Here is a 16,306-nt window from a genome sequence, read left to right on the forward strand (position 1 = left end):
CTGACCCGGCGGGCACCGACGACCTAGGATACCCGCCCGCGGGTCGGCGTCCGCACCCCGGGTGCCGACCCGGGGCGCGGACGGACATCAACTGCTCGTTCCCCCCACCGGCGGGCCCGCCGGGCGCGACGCGGCACGACGACGGCGGGGACGCGAGCCGGCCCCGGTGGGCACCTCCGGCGCCGCCGGCGCCGCGGCCTCGTCCTCGGCCTCCCCGGGCGTGCCCGCCGGGGTCACCAGCGCCTCGTCCCGGCCATGGCCGTTCCCGTTGCCGTTCCCGGCCGGGGTGGCGCCGATCGCGCCCGTGACGCGCGGGACGGGCGATTCCTCGGCCGGCGCCGGACCGGCGCCGTTCGCCCCGGGCACGTGCTCGGCCTGGTCGGCCTCCAGCGCGACCTCCGCCTGGACCGCCGAGTGGATGGTCTCGGTGACCGCCTCGTCGGTCTCCTCCGTCTCGTCGGCCTCCTCGGAGTCGCCGGTGTCCTCCGACTCCGATCCCGCGCTCGCCTCGGCGAGACCGGCTTCGAGCTCCACCTCGTCCTCGGAGGCCTCGGCCACGGGCTCGCTGACGGGCGCGGTCACGGCACCGGCGTCCTCGGTCGCCGCGTCGGCCGCCGTCTCGGCCTCGGCGACGTCGTCGGCCACGTCGTCGGCGTCACGGCCGCCGACGAGACCGGAGGCCGCGGCGACGGTCGCGGGCGAGGCGCTGTCGGACTTCTCGCCGCGACGGCCACGACGGCCGCGCCGCCCCGAGCCGGAGCCCGAACCGGAGCCGCTGCCCTGGTCCTTGCCCTCGTTCTTGTCGCCCTTGTCGCTCTTGTCCGAGGCGCCCTGCCCGTTGCCGTTGCCGTTGCCCTTGCCGCCGTGCTCGTGACCCATCACCGGCTCGGTCGAGACGATGACGCCGCGGCCGCGGCAGTGCTCGCACGTGGTCGAGAACTCGTCGAGCAGCCCCTGGCCGACGCGCTTGCGGGTCATCTGCACGAGGCCCAGCGAGGTGACCTCGGAGACCTGGTGGCGCGTGCGGTCCCGGCCCAGGCACTCGGTGAGCCGCCGCAGCACGAGGTCGCGGTTGGACTCCAGGACCATGTCGATGAAGTCGATGACGATCATGCCGCCGATGTCGCGCAGGCGGAGCTGGCGGACGATCTCCTCGGCGGCCTCGAGGTTGTTGCGGGTGACCGTCTCCTCGAGGTTGCCGCCCGAGCCGGTGAACTTGCCGGTGTTGACGTCGACGACGGTCATCGCCTCGGTCCGGTCGATCACCAGCGTGCCGCCCGACGGCAGCCACACCTTGCGGTCGAGCGCCTTGATCAGCTGCTCGTCGATCCGGTGCGCGGTGAAGACGTCCTCCGGCCCCGTGTGGCGCACCAGGCGCCCGGCGAGCTCCGGCGCGACGTGCTCCACGTACCCCTCCAGCGTCTCCCACGCGCGCTCGCCGGAGACGACGAGCGAGGAGAAGTCCTCGTTGAACATGTCGCGGACGACGCGGATGAGCAGGTCCGGCTCCTCGTAGACGAGGGTCGGGCCCTTCGAGCTCTTGTTGTCCGCCGCCGAGGACTCGATGGCCTCCCACTGCGCGGTCAACCGGCGGACGTCGCGCTCGAGGTCGGTCTCGCTGACGCCCTCGGCGGCCGTCCGGATGATCACACCCGACTCGTCGGGCACGATCCGCTTGAGGATCTCCTTGAGGCGCTTGCGCTCGGTGTCGGGCAGCTTGCGGCTGATCCCCGTGGCGCCGCCGGCGGGCACGAACACGAGGAACCGGCCCGGCAGGCTGATCTGCGTGGTCAGGCGGGCGCCCTTGTGGCCGACCGGGTCCTTCGTCACCTGGACGAGCACCTGGTCGCCGGTGGACAGGGCCTGCTCGATCTTGCGCTGCTTGCCCTCGAGCCCCGAGGCGTCCCAGTTGACCTCGCCGGCGTAGAGCACGGCGTTGCGCCCGCGCCCGATGTCGACGAACGCCGCCTCCATCGACGGGAGCACGTTCTGCACCCGGCCGAGGTAGACGTTGCCGACCATGGAGTTCTGGCCGTCGCCGGCGACGAAGTGCTCGACGAGCACGCCGTCCTCGAGGACCCCGATCTGGCTGCGGCCGGCCTGCTGGCGCACCACCATCGTGCGCTCGACGGCCTCGCGCCGGGCGAGGAACTCGGACTCGGACAGGATCGAGGGCCGCCGGCGGCCGGACTCGCGGCCGTCGCGACGGCGCTGGCGCTTGGCCTCCAGGCGGGTGGAGCCCTTGACGCCCTTGACCTCGTCGTTCGACGACCGTCCGCCCTCGGGTCGCTCGACCCGGTCGCGCACGTGGGTCACGGTGTTCGGCGGGTCCTGCTCGGCCTCGTCACCGTCGCCGTCGCCCTCGGACGACCGGCGGCGACGCCGGCGCCGACGGCGCGAGCCGCCCGAGGACGCCTCGTCGTCGCCGTCGCTGCTGTCGGCGTCGGCGGAGTCGTCGCCCTCGCCGGACTCGCGGGAGGTCTGGTCGTCGGAGGACGACCCGTCGGCGGCCTCGCCGGACTCGCCGGACTCGCCGGAGGTCTGGTCGTCACCGGACTCGGCGTCGTCGCTGCCGCCCCGCCCGCGCCCGCGACCGCGGCGACCCCGGCGACGCCGGCGGCGGCCGCCCTCGTCGTCGTCACCGTCGTCGTCGGAGGGGTCGGGGCTCTCCGGCCCGCCGACAGACCCGGCGGACCCGGCGGACCCGGCGGACCCGGCGTCCTCGGTGGCCGTGGGTGCCGACGCCGCCTCGGTGGCCTCGCCGTCCTCGGCGGCGGTGTGGTCGCCGGTGGACTCGGTCTCGGTCGGCTCCCCGGGGGTGACGACCCCGGTCGAGCGGCTCCCGCGACGGCGCCGCGACCGCGACGAGCCCTCGCCGTCCGCGCCGGACTCGGGCGCCAGGAACATCGGCGCCGCGAAGGCGGGCGCGGCGGTCGGCGCGGTGCCCGGCAGCGTCGTGGCGGACTCGTCGACGGCGGCGTCCTCGGGCGCGGCCGGCAGCTCGTCGGGCGCGGAGCCGGCCGTCGGCGCGGTCGCCTCGGCCACCGGCTCACCGGCCGGCGAGCCCGGCGTCGGGAACAGGTCGTCGACGACGCGGGCGACGACCTCGCGGTCGACGCTCGACTGCGCGCTGCGCGCACCCACCCCGAGGCGGGCGAGCACCGCGAGCAGTTCGCGGCTCGAGGTGCCCACGACGCGGGCCAGCGCATGGACTCGCACCTTGTCCGGGAGCGCGGCCAGGGCCTGCTCGTCGGGGCGTCCGGGTGCGACGGAATCCCCCGCGGCGGTGGGTTCGCCGGTGGGGGTGTCGGTGTCGGTCAATCGATCTCCTCCGTCCCCGGGCGCGACACGGGGGTCGCGGCCACACGGGGACCTCGCGTGGTCTCGCCGAGGCGGCCGTCGGGGACGGTCGCCGACTGCGGCACGGCCGGTGGGTCGGGCCGGTGGGCCCGGTACCCGCCTGATCGTGCAGTACGGCGGCGTCGGCAGTACCGAGGCCGGCCGGGGTCCGTCCGGAGAACTACGCGGTGGGTGCCGCGCGGTCCGCCGCGAGCGGATCGACCAGCTCTCCGCGCTCGTCGAGCCGACCTTGCGCCCACCGGGTGGCCCTGACGGGCTCCGGGAACTCGAGGCCGGCGACGGCGCGAAGCGCACTGCACACGTCGTCGGGTCGTGCGGCCGGCGTGGTGTGCCGTACGACCGTCATCAGTCTCCCACACGTCGCCGCTCGTGCACGGTCCTCCCGGTCCGCGTCCTCCGGTTCGTCCGTCCGGGTGAGCGTGAGCCCCAGTTCGGCGACGGCGCTGCGGACGTCGAGCGGCCGGGGCCCGTTCTTCGTCAGGCGTTCGACGGTCACCTCAGTCGCCGCGAGGAACGTCTCGATCGCCGGGCGGAGACGCTCGTCGGGCACGCCGGGCGTGTCGATGACCCACCGGCTGGCGTCGATCCGGTCGGCGATCGCGCCCGGACCCGCCCGCACCACCTCGACCACCGCGAGCCCGTCGGGCAGGGCGGCGTCCACCTCGCGGGCCACCACGGCCGGGTCGAGCTCCTCGGTGACCCCGATCTCGAGGTACTCGGCCTCGCTCGCCGCGCCGGTCGGGGCGGCCCCGAGCCAGGAGAGCTTCGGGTGCGGGCTGAAGCCCTGCGACAGAGCCACCGGTACGCCGGCCCGCCGCAGAGTCCACTCCATGGTGCGGGCGACGTCGCGGTGCGAGCTGAAGCGCGCGCGACCCCGCTTGGCGTAGCGCATCCGCAGCTTGGCCGCGATCGGCGCCGACGGGTGCGGAGCGTCGCCGGCCTTCGCGCGTGCGGTCGCCATCACGTCCCTCCTCGTCCGCCCGTGGGCAGGACCATCATCTCGTCCCCGGCCGGGCTGAACCCGGCCGCGCGGTAGAACGCCGCCCCGGTCGGGGACGGCCGCAGCACCAGGCGCGCCAGCCCGTGGGCGTGGGCGTGGGCGACGGCGGCGCCGAGGAGCCTGCGGGGGACGCCCCGCGGCGCGGCGCCGAGGGCGACGAGGCTGCCGACGTAGCCCCACCGCTCCCCCGGACGCCCGGGGGCGGGCATCGCGGCGACCTCGGCGACGTCCAGCGAACCGACGACCTCCCAGCCGCCCCGCTCCGTGTCCACGGCGACCTCGGCCACCCACACCGCGTGGTGCGACAGCTCGGCGCGCCACCACGTCGCGAACCCGTGCTCGAAGCCCGGGTCGGCGCCCGGCTCGACCTGACCGCGCTGCTCGACCCAGGCCCGGCGCAGCGCCGCGACCGCGTCGCCGTCCACCGCCCCGGCCCGCCGGACCCGGACCTCGGGTGCGGGTCGTCCGGGCGGATCCGGCTGCTCCGGGCGGCCGGGCCGTTCGGGCCGTTCGGGCCTTTCGGGTCGGGACGCGGCGGCGCTCACGAGCGCGTCGCGACGGCCACCGGGACCACCGTCCTCACGCGCCCCGGTCGGCCGCGAAGGCCGGGTTGCGGACCGGCGTGGACGTGCGGTCCCCGACGGGCGTGATCGACAGCGGCACGCTGCCGGGCGGCGCCATCTGGATCTCGGTGCCCATGGTCGGGCAGACGCCGCAGTCGAAGCACGGCGTCCAGCGACAGTCGTCCTGCTCCTCGGCGTGCAGGGCGTCCTGCCAGTCGTCCCAGAGCCAGCCGCGGTCGAGGCCCGAGTCGAGGTGGTCCCAAGGCAGGGTCTCGTCCTGGTCCCGCTCGCGGGTGGTGAACCACGCGAGGTCGACGTCGGTGAGTTCGGCGTCGGCGGCGGCCACCCAGCGCTCGAAGGAGAAATGCTCGCTCCAGCCGTCGAACTCCTGGCCGTCGCGCCACGCCCGCTCGATGACGCGGCCGACCCGCCGGTCACCCCGGCTGAGCAGGCCTTCGATGAGGCTGGGCTGCCCGTCGTGGTAGCGCAGACCGATGTTGCGGCCCAGGCCGCGGTCGCTGTTGATCGCCTCGCGGAGCTTGCGCAGCCGCGCGTCGACGACGTCCGGGTCGGCCTGCGCCGCCCACTGGAAGGGGGTGTGCGGCTTGGGCACGAACGCGCCGATCGACACCGTCGCGCGCACGTCGCCGCGGCCGGCGGCCTTCCGGCCGGCACGGATGACGCCGTGGGCCATCGTGGCGATCTGCAGGACGTCCTCGTCGGTCTCGGTCGGCAGACCGCACATGAAGTACAGCTTCACCTGGCGCCAGCCGTGCTCGTAGGCCGTGCCGACCGTCGCGATGAGCTCGTCCTCGGAGACCATCTTGTTGATCACCTTGCGGAGCCGCTCCGAGCCGCCCTCGGGGGCGAAGGTCAGGCCGGAGCGGCGCCCGGACCGCGTCAGCTCCTCGGCGAGGGTGACGTTGAAGGCGTCGACGCGGGTGCTCGGCAGGGACAGCCCGGTGCCGGTGCCCTCGTAGCGGTCGGCGAGGCCCTTCGCGATCTCGCCGATGCCGGAGTGGTCCGCGCTCGAGAGCGAGAGCAGCCCGACCTCGTGGTAGCCCGAGGTCTTCAGACCCTGCTCGACCATCTCCCCCACGCCCTGCGGCGACCGCTCCCGCACCGGCCGGGTGATCATGCCCGCCTGACAGAACCGGCACCCCCGCGTGCAGCCGCGGAAGATCTCGACGCTCATCCGCTCGTGCACGGTCTCGGCCATCGGGACCAGGGGCTGCTTCGGGTAGGGCCAGTCGTCGAGGTCCGAGGTGGTCCGCTTGTGGACGCGGGCCGGCGCGGCCTCACTGGTCGGCGTCACCGCCGCGATCGCGCCGTCGTCGCCGTAGCTGACGTCGTAGAGCCCCGGGACGTAGACGCCGGGCACGGCGGCGAGACGTTCGAGGACCTCGCGGCGGCTGCACCCCCGCGTCGCCTCGACGACCTCGGTGATCTCGCCGACGACCTCCTCGCCGTCCCCGAGCGCGACGATGTCGACGAAGTCGGCGATCGGCTCCGGGTTGAACGCGGCGTGCCCGCCGGCGAGGACGAGGGGGTGGCTCGTGTCGCGGTCCGCGGCGTGCAACGGGATGCCCGCGAGGTCGAGGATCGAGAGCAGGTTCGTGTACCCGAGCTCGGTGGCGAAGCTGACGCCGAGCACGTCGAACGCCCCGACCGGCCGGTGCCCGTCCACGGTGAACTGCGGGACCCCGTGCTCGCGCATCAGCGCGGCGAGGTCCGGCCACACGGCGTAGGTGCGCTCGGCGAGCGCGTCGGCCCGCTCGTTGAGGACCTCGTAGAGGATCATCAGGCCCTGGTTGGGCAGGCCCACCTCGTACGCGTCGGGGTAGCAGAGCGCCCAGTGGACCGGGACCGAGTCCCACGGCTTGGTCCCCGCGTTGCGCTCGCCACCCACGTACTGGACCGGCTTCTTCACGCGCGGCAGCAGGGGTTCCAGGCTCTCGAACACGGACTCGACCACGGACCCAGCGTAACGAGCACCCTCCGACGCCCTCCCGACCCGGATGGCGGTCGAACCGCGACGATCTCCCCGACGAAGGCGGGACCGTGCGTGAGGAGTTCGTCGCGGTCGGTGACGTGGAGCTCTGCTACGAGGTGATCGGCGAGCCGGACCGGCCCACGATCCTGCTGATCATGGGCCTCGGGCTGTCGATGGACTGGTGGCGCGACGACTTCTGCGACGCGCTGGTCGACCGGGGCTTCCGGGTGGTCCGCTTCGACAACCGCGACGTCGGGCGGTCGACCCACCTGGGCGGCCGGGGCATGGGCGCCTGGGGGTTCCTGACGCGGCGGGCCCGGCCCGTCTACACGCTCGGGGACATGGCTGACGACGCGGCCGGCCTGCTCGCCCACCTCGACGCGGCCGCGCACGTCGTCGGCGCGAGCCTCGGCGCGATGGTGGCCCAGGAGGTCGCGATCCGACACCCGGACCGCACGCTCAGCCTCACCTCGATCATGGGCCGTCCCGGCGACCGGCGGACCGGGAAGACGCACCCGCGGCTGGTCGCCGAGTTCCTGCGCCGACCGGGCGCCGACCCGGTGGAGGACCTCGTCGCCTCGTTCCGCAGGATCGGCTCGGCCGGCCGCACGCCCGAGGACGACGAGGACGTGCGGGTCACGGCCCGCCGCGCGTTCGCCCGCGAGACCGGCGCCGGCGGCGACCGCCAGCTCGCGGCGTGCGTCGGCGAACGCGACCGCACCGCCGACCTCGGGGCCCTGACCTGCCCGACCCTGGTGATCCACGGCGACCGCGACCGCATCATCCGCCCGTCCGGCGGGCGGGCGACCGCCGCGGCCGTGCCCGGTGCCGAGCTCCTGGAGGTCCCCGGCATGGGGCACGACCTCGCGCGGTCGACCTGGCCCGCCGTGCTCGACGGGGTGGAGCGGGTGGTTACCCGAACCAGAGCTTGATCTCGCGCTCGGCGGACTCGGGCGAGTCGGAGCCGTGCACGATGTTCGACCCGGTCTCGAGGGCCAGGTCGCCGCGGATGGAGCCCGGGACGGCCTTCTCGACGGGGTCGGTGCCGCCGGCGATCTGGCGGAACGCTGCGATGGCGCGCGGGCCCTCGACCACCAGGGCCGCCACCGGCGACGAGGTGATGAAGGCGATCAGCTCCTCGTAGAAGCCCTTGCCCTCGTGCTCGGCGTAGTGCTGCTCGGCGAGCCCGCGGTCGACGGTCTTCAGCTCCAGCGACACGAGGCGCAGCCCCTTGCGCTCGATACGTGAGATGACCTCGCCGATGAGGCCGCGCTGCACGCCGTCGGGCTTGACCAGCACCAGGGTGCGCTCGTCCACGTCGTTCCCCTCTTGTTGCGACACGCTGTCGGCGCCGAGGGTAGCGAGGGCGCTCAGCCGCTCCCGGCCGCCCACTGGGCACGACGCCGCAGCACCTCGTGGCGCATCCAGAGCATGCCCGCCCAGACGAGGCAGAAGACGACGCCCAGCACGCCCAGCGACGGCGAGACGATCCAGCCCAGCAGCATGAGGACCTGCAGGCCCAGGGCCAGCGGCAGGCCCCAGGGGCGGGAGAACCGCGCGATCGCGACGATCATCCCGACGGTCAGCACGACCACCCAGGCGATCTTCGCCGGGGTCAGCCCGCCCTCGACCTTGTCCATGATGAGCAGGGCCAGCGGCACGATGATGATCTCGAGCGACAGGCAGGCGCTGGCCGGCCCGCGGAACGCCTTCTTGGCCTCGGCGACGTAGTCGGTGCCGACGGTCGAGCTCCGCTCCGCTCCGTCTCCTGCCGTCACGCCGGCTCCCGTCCCAGGAGCGTCCGCGCCTCGCCCGCCGCGACGACCGAGCCGACGACGAGCACGCCCGCGCCGGCGACCGGCGCCTCGGCGTCGTCGGTCTCCTCGGCGAGCCCGATCGCCGTCTCCAGCGCGGCGTCCATCCGGGTCTCGACGACCACGCGGTCGGCGCCGAAGTAGCCCACGGCGAGGCTGCCGAGCTCGTCGGCGTCCATGGCCCGGGGCGAGGAGACGGCGGTGACGACGACCTCGTCGAGCACCGGCTCCAGCGCGGCGAGGATGCCGCCGGCGTCCTTGTCGCCCATCACCGCGACGACCCCGACGAGCCGCCGGAACGAGAACTCGTCCCGCACGGCCGCGGCGGCCGCCCGGGCGCCGTGCGGGTTGTGGGCGGCGTCGACGACGACGGTCGGGGCGGACCGCAGGCGCTCGAGCCGTCCCGGGACGCGGACCGACGCGAACGCGTCGCGCACCGCGACGACGTCGAGCTTGCGCGAGGCGCCGGCGCCGAAGAACGCCTCGACGGTCGCGAGCGCGAGCGCCGCGTTCTTGGCCTGGTGCTCGCCGAACAGCGGCAGGTAGATGTCGTCGTACTCGCCGCCGAGCCCCTGCAGGCGCAGCTGCTGGCCGCCGACGGCGACCTCGCGGCCGAGCACGCCGAACTCCATGCCCGCGCGGGCGACCTCGGCGTCCATCGCGACGGCCCGCTCGAGCAGCACCTTCGCGGCCTCGGGCGCCTGCTCGGCCATCAGGGCGACGGCGCCCTCCTTGATCACGCCGGCCTTCTCGGCCGCGATCCCGCCGAGCTCCGGGCCCAGGTAGTTCACGTGGTCGATGTCGATCGGGGTGATCGCCGCGACCGCCGCGTCGGCGACGTTGGTGGCGTCCCAGCTCCCCCCGAGCCCGACCTCGAGCACCGCCACGTCGACGGGGGCGTCGGCGAAGGCCGCGAAGGCCATGCCGGTGAGCACCTCGAACTTCGAGAGCTTCGGGCCGTCCCCCTGGGCCCGGTCCACGATGCCGAGGAACGGCGCGATCTCCTGGTAGACCTCGACGTAGCGGCGCGCGCTGATCGGGGCGCCGTCGATCGCGATCCGCTCGGTGGCCCGCTGCAGATGGGGGCTGGTGTAGCGCCCGGTGCGCGGGCCGATGCGGGTGAGCAGCGCGTCGATCATCCGGGTGACGGAGCTCTTGCCGTTGGTGCCGGCGACGTGGATCGCCGGGTAGGAGCGCTGCGGGTCGCCGAGCACCTCCACGAGCGCGCGGATCCGGTCGAGCGACGGCTCGATGCGGGTCTCGGGCCAGCGCTGGTCGAGCTCGGCCTCCACGGCGCGCAGCGCGGCCAGCGACTCGGCGTCGTCCGGCTCGTGACCGGGCGCGCCCTCGATCGCGCCCGTCGTGACGCCCTGGCTCAGGGCGTCGGCGAGCGCGCCCCCGCCCGGCCCGGACCCGGCGTCGTCGGCACCCCCCGCCATGGCCAGGAGCTGCGCGAGCTCGTCGGCGTCCGCGTCACCGGACGCGTCGTTGTCCGCGGAGATCGAGCCCCACCGGTCGTCGCTGCTCATCACCCCCGATGCTACGGCCGGGGCTTTTCCCGGGCCCGCGCCGCCAGCCGCTCCGCGAAGCCCTCGGCGAGCTCCCGCTCCCCCGGGCCCGACCCCGCGGCACGCCCCACGGCGAGTCCCAGCAGGTAGGCCGTGATCGGCGCCGCGGGGCGGGCCACGCCGTGGGCGACGTCGCGGGTCATGTCGAGGACGAGGGGCTCGACGACCTCGGGGTCGACGAGCTCCCCGAGCTCGTCGACACCCAGCTCTCGGGCCACCTCGGTGATCCAGTCGGCGAGCGCGCCCACGCGCCTAGAACAGAGCCCCGATGTTCATCAGGAGCGAGTAGACCCCGTAGAGGAACGGGATCACGACCCAGGCCCACGCGACGACGGTGAGCACGGTGCGGCCGGCGGTCATCGGGAGACCTCCTCGTTGCGGGTGTCGGACGGGCCGGTGGACGCGGACACGCCGGCGTCCTCGACGCCCCCGCGCTCGGCGTCGGGGACGAAGTGCTGCGGGTCGACGGGGCGGATGAGCTCGTTCGCGATGAAGGCGACGACGAGCAGCCCGATCATGATCGAGAAGGGCAGCCCGTACTTGGCGGCGCCCGGGACGTCCTTCTGCGCGTCGACGATGGCGTTGACGATGAGCGGCCCCAGCACGCCCGCGGCGGACCACGCGGTCAGCAGGCGGCCGTGGATGGCGCCGACCTGGTAGGTGCCGAAGAGGTCCTTGAGGTAGGCCGGTATGGTCGCGAACCCGGCGCCGTAGAAGGACAGGATCAGCAGGGTGGCGATCAGGAAGATCACCTTGTTGCCCTCGCCGAGGGTGAGCACGACGAGGTAGAGCAGCGCCCCGACCCCGAGGTACATCCGGTAGATGTTCTTGCGCCCCACCACGTCGGACGTCGACGACCAGACGAACCGCCCGAGCATGTTCGCCAGCGAGAGGATCGAGACGAACGCCCCGGCGGCGGCGACCGCGATCTGGGGGCCGCTGCTCGCCGTGAAGTAGTCCCGGTAGATGTCCTGGGCCCGCTCGAGGATCCCGATGCCGGCGGTGACGTTGAAGCAGAGGACCACCCACAGCAGCCAGAACTGCGGCAGCTTGATCGCCGTCGCGGCCGAGACCGCCGGCCCGCTGCCGGTGCTGCCCGGCGACTGCTGCGGCGGGTTCGGGGGCTGCCAGTCGTCGGCGGGCACGCGCACCAGCAGCCAGCCCAGCGACATGAAGATCGCGTACGCGATGCCCATGACGAGGAAGGTCTGCGAGAGCCCGGCCTGCGTCGTCCCGAAGGCCGCGAGCAGGCCCTTCTCCACGGGCTGGGCGATCAGCGCGCCGCCGCCGAAGCCCATGATGGCGATGCCGGTGGCCATGCCCGGACGGTCGGCGAACCACTTGATCAGCGTCGAGACCGGCGAGATGTAGCCGATGCCCAGGCCGATGCCGCCGACGAACCCGTAGCCCACGACGACCAGCCAGTACTGCCCGAGCGCGATGCCGCCGGAGGAGATCAGGAAGCCCGCGGCGAAGCACACGGTCGAGACGAACATCGCCCAGCGCGGCCCCCGGCGCTCGACCTGGGTGCCGAGGAACGCCGCGGAGAGCCCCAGCATCACGATCGCGAGCTGGAAGGGCAGCGCGGTCGCCGTGCCCGAGAGCTTCAGCCCGGATCCGAGACCGGTCTTGAGCACGCTCCAGGCATAGGCCTGGCCGATGCCCAGGTGCACCGCGAGGGCCGCCGGCGGGACGAGCCAGCGACTCCATCCCGGTGGTGCGACGATGGAGGAACGATCGAAGAAACCGCCGGCCACCGTTGGCCTCCCTCAGCGACTACGGATAGTTGAGAGGCCGACTACCCGGTCGGACGATGGGTCACACACCGAACACACGCAGGCGACGGAACGGAGGCGGGGGCATGGGACGGGTGACGGTGAAGCGCCCGGTGCTCCGCATCGTCGACGGCGAGACCCGGCGGCGTCCGGACACCCTGGCGGCCGAGGAGCCGCTGGAGATCCGGGTCGACGGGCGGTCCCTGGCCGTCACCATGCGCACGCCCGGCCACGACGTCGAGCTCGCGCATGGCTTCCTGCTCACCGAGGGCGTGATCGGCGACCGCGAGGACATCAGCACCGCGCGCTACTGCGACTCGCTCGACGACCAGGGACGCAACACCTACAACGTGCTCGACGTCGCGCTCGCCCCCGGCGTGGCGCCCCCGGACGACTCGGTGGAGCGCCGCTTCTACACGACCTCGTCGTGCGGGGTGTGCGGCAAGGCCTCGCTGGACGCGGTGCGCACGAAGACCCGCTTCGCTCCGGGCGACGACCCGGTGACCCTCACCCCCTTGGTCCTCGCGACGTTGCCCGACACCCTGCGCGCGGCGCAGGCGGTGTTCGACAGCACCGGCGGGCTGCACGGCGCCGGGCTGTTCCGCGCCGACGGGACGCTCCTCGTGGCGAGGGAGGACGTCGGGCGCCACAACGCGGTCGACAAGGTCCTGGGCCACGCCCTGCTGAACGGCGACGTCCCGGCGACCGGCACGGTCCTCATGGTGTCCGGGCGGGCCTCGTTCGAGCTCACACAGAAGGCCGTCATGGCCGGGGTGCCCGTCCTCGCCGCGGTGTCGGCGCCCTCGTCGCTGGCCGTCGAGATGGCGCGGGAGTCGGGGATGACGCTCGTCGGGTTCCTGCGCGGGTCGTCGATGAACGTCTACGCGGGAACCCACCGGATCGTCACCGAGGACGCCCCGCTGGTCGGCGGCTGACGCGCGTCCCGGACGGCGCGACGCGCAGGTGTGACGTGCCGGGGGCCACTCGTCCCCGGCCACTACGGTGGGCGCGGCTTCCGGCCGTGCGCCATCGCCCGAGCCCGAGGGAGGTTCCGCCGTGCCCGCCCGACCCACGCGACGGCAGTTCCTCCTCGGTGGCGCCGGAGCCCTCGGGGTCGCCGGCGCCGTCGGGGTCGGCAGCCTGCTCGTGGGCCAGGAGGACCCGGCTCCGCCTCCGCAGCGTGTGCCGGTCCCGCCGCGCCGGCCGACCCCCACCGACGCCGTGTCGACGACCGAGTGGGTCGGCTCCGCCGCCCGCCACCGGGCCGTGCGCCTCGTGACGACGCTGCCGCCCGGGGCCGACCGCGCCGGGCTCCCGGTCTGCGTCGCCCTGCACGGCCTGCGGGGGAACGCCCAGTTCTGGGGCGACGCCGGGACCCGCGGTGTCCTCGGCGACGCCTGGGCGCACGGGGTGCCGCCGTTCGCGGTGGTCGGCCTCGACGGGGGCGACAACTACTGGCACCCCTACCGCGCCGGCGACGACCCGATGCGGATGCTGATCGAGGAGCTCCCGGCCTGGTTGCAGCAGCGGGGGCTCGCGACGCGGCCCGCGCCCGGCGACCTGCCCGGGGAGCCCGCGCTGGTCACGGGCATCTCGATGGGCGGTGCCGGCACGCTGATGTACGCGCGGGAGAGGGTGCACCTCGGGCGCCCCGTCCGGGCCGCGGCCGCCGTCAGCCCCGGGCTGTTCACCGACTGGCGGGTGGCCTCGCGCCGCCCGTTCGACGGGGAGGACGACTGGGCGGCGAACGACCCGCTGCGCTTCTACCGCGAGCTGGCCGACGTCCCGACGGGTGTCTGGTGCGGCGACCGCGACCCCTTCATCGACGCCACGCGCCGCTACATCGCGCTCGCCCGCCCCGAGATCGGCCGCGTCAGCCCGGGCCGCCACGACGGCGTCTACTACGGCAGCGTGCTGACCGACGTGTGGGCGTTCATCGGCCGGCACAGCCGGGACACCTCAGCGGGCGTCACGACCCGCCGGGTGGGCTGACCGGCCCGGCGCCGACCCCGGGGCCGCGGCTCAGGCCGACTTGTCGCGACGCTCCCGGCGCGAGGGCTGCCGCGGGACGATCGTCGGGTTGACGTTCTCCTTGACCGTCTGCTCGGTGACCACGACCTTGGCGACGTCGTCACGACCCGGGATGTCGTACATGACCGGGTTGAGGACCTCTTCCATGATCGCGCGCAGACCGCGGGCACCCGTGCCGCGCAGGATCGCGAGATCGGCGATCGCCTCGAGGGCCTCGGGGGCGAACTCGAGCTCGACGCCGTCCATCTCGAAGAGCTTCTGGTACTGCTTCACCAGCGCGTTGCGCGGCTCGGTGAGGATCTGGACGAGGCTCGGCTGGTCGAGGTTCGACACCGAGGCGACGATCGGCACGCGACCGATGAACTCGGGGATGAGCCCGAACTTGATGAGGTCCTCGGGCAGCGTGTCGCCGAACGACTCGGCGGACTCCATCTCGGCCTTGGACCGGATGTCGGCGCCGAAGCCCAGCCCGCCACGGCCGACCCGCTCGGCGATGATCTTCTCGAGGCCCGCGAAGGCCCCGGCCACGATGAACAGGACGTTCGTCGTGTCGATCTGGATGAACTCCTGGTGGGGGTGCTTGCGCCCACCCTGGGGCGGCACGCTCGCCGTGGTGCCCTCGAGGATCTTCAGCAGGGCCTGCTGCACGCCCTCGCCGGAGACGTCGCGCGTGATCGACGGGTTCTCCGACTTCCGCGCGATCTTGTCGACCTCGTCGATGTAGATGATGCCGGTCTCGGCGCGCTTCACGTCGTAGTCGGCGGCCTGGATCAGCTTGAGCAGGATGTTCTCGACGTCCTCGCCGACGTAGCCGGCCTCCGTGAGCGCCGTCGCGTCGGCGATGGCGAAGGGGACGTTGAGCAGCTTCGCGAGGGTCTGCGCGAGGTAGGTCTTGCCGCAGCCGGTGGGGCCCAGCATCAGGATGTTGGACTTCGCCAGCTCGACGACGTCCTCGTTGCGGCTGCCCTCGCGGTTCTTCTCGCCGGCCTGCACCCGCTTGTAGTGGTTGTAGACCGCGACCGAGAGCGTCTTCTTGGTGTCGTCCTGGCCGATCACGTACTGGTCGAGGAACTCGTGGATCTCGGTCGGCTTGGGCAGCTCGTCGAGCTTGACCTCACCGGCCTCGGCGAGCTCCTCCTCGATGATCTCGTTGCACAGGTCGATGCACTCATCGCAGATGTAGACACCGGGCCCGGCGATGAGCTTCTTGACCTGCTTCTGGCTCTTCCCGCAGAAGGAGCACTTCAGCAGGTCCCCGCCGTCACCGATGCGTGCCATCGCAGCAGACCTCGTGTCCCCTCCGGCGCACCCGGACGGTGCGCTCGTTCGTGGTTGACCGTACCTGCCCACCCCGTCGGACGGGGAGGTTCGCGCCCAGTGGATCGTGCAGGTCGCGGGCCCGGGACGCCGTGCCGACCCCCGGACCGCGCAGCGCTCCCGCGACGGGCGGTCGGCCCGCTGCGCCGGGTGCGCCGAGGTCCTCCCGGACCCCCTCCCCCGGGCCCGCCGCGGACGGCGCGCCACCGGGGTCGGGGCCGGCGAGGATCAGCGGTTGGCCGAGAGCTTCCGGCTCGCGACGACGTCGTCGATGAGCCCGTAGTCCTTGGCCTCGGCCGCCGTCAGGATCTTGTCGCGCTCGACGTCCTGGCGGATCTGCTCGGCGCTGCGGTTCGTGTGGGCCGCGAGCGTCTCCTCCATGAGGCGACGCATGCGGGAGATCTCCGCAGCCTGGATCTCCAGGTCGGACACCTGGCCGTAGAAGCCCTCGGTGGCCGGCTGGTGGATCATCACGCGGGCGTTCGGCACGGCGAGGCGCTTGCCCGGCGCCCCGGCGCCGAGGATGACCGCGGCGGCCGACGCGGCCTGCCCGAGGCAGACCGTCGCGATGTCGGGACGCACGTACTGCATGGTGTCGTAGATCGCCATGAGTGCCGTGAAGGAGCCGCCCGGCGAGTTGATGTACATCGTGATGTCGCGGTCCGGGTCGTTCGACTCCAGGAACAGCAGCTGCGCCATCACGTCGTTCGCCGAGGCGTCGTCGATCTGCACCCCGAGGAAGATGATCCTCTCCTCGAAGAGCTTGTTGTACGGGTTCGACTCCTTGACGCCGTAGCTCGTGCGCTCGACGAACGAGGGGAGGATGTAGCGCGCGTTCGGCGAGGCCGGAGCCGTGCCGCCGGGCACGTGGAGCTCACTCATCTG

The 16,306-nt window shown here is 73.7% G+C and carries 15 protein-coding genes; 3 read left to right on the forward strand and 12 right to left on the reverse strand.

The genetic code is table 11. The features are described 5' to 3' along the window. Positions 1-87: 87 nt before the first annotated feature. From QSK03_RS16990 to QSK03_RS17005, 4 genes are all read right to left on the reverse strand, one after another. Positions 88-3,321, reverse strand: a complete 3,234-nt coding sequence (locus QSK03_RS16990) for a translation initiation factor IF-2 N-terminal domain-containing protein (protein WP_285654215.1) — start codon at positions 3,319-3,321, stop codon at positions 88-90. 199 nt (positions 3,322-3,520) lie between these two features. Continuing rightward, complete coding sequence (locus QSK03_RS16995) at positions 3,521-4,321, reverse strand: TIGR03936 family radical SAM-associated protein (protein ID WP_285654217.1); 801 nt, start codon at positions 4,319-4,321, stop codon at positions 3,521-3,523. Beyond that, on the reverse strand, positions 4,321-4,785 hold the full coding sequence (locus QSK03_RS17000) for a GNAT family N-acetyltransferase (protein ID WP_285654219.1): 465 nt from the start codon (positions 4,783-4,785) through the stop codon (positions 4,321-4,323). The genes QSK03_RS16995 and QSK03_RS17000 overlap by 1 nt, the downstream gene beginning before the upstream one ends. 154 nt (positions 4,786-4,939) lie before the next feature. Continuing rightward, positions 4,940-6,898: a TIGR03960 family B12-binding radical SAM protein gene (locus tag QSK03_RS17005; protein WP_285654221.1), complete on the reverse strand. Its 1,959-nt coding sequence runs from the start codon at positions 6,896-6,898 to the stop codon at positions 4,940-4,942. A gap of 86 nt (positions 6,899-6,984) precedes the next feature. On the opposite strand from QSK03_RS17005, the gene QSK03_RS17010 reads away from it, so the two are divergent. Then, the gene (locus QSK03_RS17010) at positions 6,985-7,848 is read left to right on the forward strand and encodes an alpha/beta fold hydrolase (RefSeq protein ID WP_285654223.1); all 864 of its coding nucleotides are present in this window, start codon (positions 6,985-6,987) and stop codon (positions 7,846-7,848) included. Here QSK03_RS17010 and ndk read toward each other — a convergent pair. Genes ndk through QSK03_RS17035 form a run of 6 tightly spaced genes read right to left on the reverse strand, consistent with a single transcriptional unit; the run spans position 7,829 to position 12,055 of the window. Further along, positions 7,829-8,233 carry a nucleoside-diphosphate kinase gene (gene ndk / locus QSK03_RS17015; RefSeq protein WP_285654225.1) on the reverse strand — a complete coding sequence of 135 codons (405 nt, stop codon included), beginning with the start codon at positions 8,231-8,233 and terminating at the stop codon, positions 7,829-7,831. The two genes, QSK03_RS17010 and ndk, sit on opposite strands and share 20 nt — an antisense overlap. A 53-nt stretch (positions 8,234-8,286) precedes the next feature. Then, positions 8,287-8,694, reverse strand: coding sequence for a DUF4233 domain-containing protein (locus QSK03_RS17020; RefSeq protein WP_285654227.1), 408 nt, complete (start codon positions 8,692-8,694; stop codon positions 8,287-8,289). After that, entirely contained in the window at positions 8,691-10,259 is a 1,569-nt protein-coding gene (folC, locus tag QSK03_RS17025) for a bifunctional tetrahydrofolate synthase/dihydrofolate synthase (protein WP_502872178.1), read from the reverse strand. The genes QSK03_RS17020 and folC overlap by 4 nt, the downstream gene beginning before the upstream one ends. Positions 10,260-10,270: 11 nt before the next feature. Beyond that, positions 10,271-10,546: a DUF6457 domain-containing protein gene (locus QSK03_RS17030; RefSeq protein ID WP_285654229.1), complete on the reverse strand. Its 276-nt coding sequence runs from the start codon at positions 10,544-10,546 to the stop codon at positions 10,271-10,273. 4 nt (positions 10,547-10,550) lie between these two features. After that, entirely contained in the window at positions 10,551-10,658 is a 108-nt protein-coding gene (locus tag QSK03_RS33420; protein ID WP_460382549.1) for an MFS transporter small subunit, read from the reverse strand. Next, the gene (locus QSK03_RS17035; protein WP_285654231.1) at positions 10,655-12,055 is read right to left on the reverse strand and encodes an OFA family MFS transporter; all 1,401 of its coding nucleotides are present in this window, start codon (positions 12,053-12,055) and stop codon (positions 10,655-10,657) included. The genes QSK03_RS33420 and QSK03_RS17035 overlap by 4 nt, the downstream gene beginning before the upstream one ends. 104 nt (positions 12,056-12,159) lie before the next feature. Here QSK03_RS17035 and fdhD point away from each other — a divergent pair, with 104 nt between their 5' ends. Together fdhD and QSK03_RS17045 are read left to right on the forward strand one after the other, a co-directional pair. Beyond that, positions 12,160-13,008 (forward strand): formate dehydrogenase accessory sulfurtransferase FdhD, encoded by an 849-nt coding sequence (gene fdhD / locus QSK03_RS17040; RefSeq protein ID WP_285654233.1) that lies wholly within the window; start codon positions 12,160-12,162, stop codon positions 13,006-13,008. A gap of 121 nt (positions 13,009-13,129) precedes the next feature. Further along, positions 13,130-14,065: an alpha/beta hydrolase gene (locus QSK03_RS17045; protein WP_285654235.1), complete on the forward strand. Its 936-nt coding sequence runs from the start codon at positions 13,130-13,132 to the stop codon at positions 14,063-14,065. 30 nt (positions 14,066-14,095) lie between these two features. On the opposite strand, the gene clpX is transcribed toward QSK03_RS17045, so the two are convergent. After that, entirely contained in the window at positions 14,096-15,382 is a 1,287-nt protein-coding gene (clpX, locus tag QSK03_RS17050) for an ATP-dependent Clp protease ATP-binding subunit ClpX (protein ID WP_285654237.1), read from the reverse strand. 267 nt (positions 15,383-15,649) lie between these two features. Beyond that, a complete protein-coding gene (locus tag QSK03_RS17055; RefSeq protein WP_285654239.1) occupies positions 15,650-16,303 on the reverse strand; it encodes an ATP-dependent Clp protease proteolytic subunit in 654 nt (217 codons plus the stop codon). Between the last annotated feature and the right edge of the window lie 3 nt (positions 16,304-16,306).

Source organism: Actinomycetospora sp. NBRC 106375, assembly GCF_030269665.1.
Lineage (GTDB): Bacteria > Actinomycetota > Actinomycetes > Mycobacteriales > Pseudonocardiaceae > Actinomycetospora.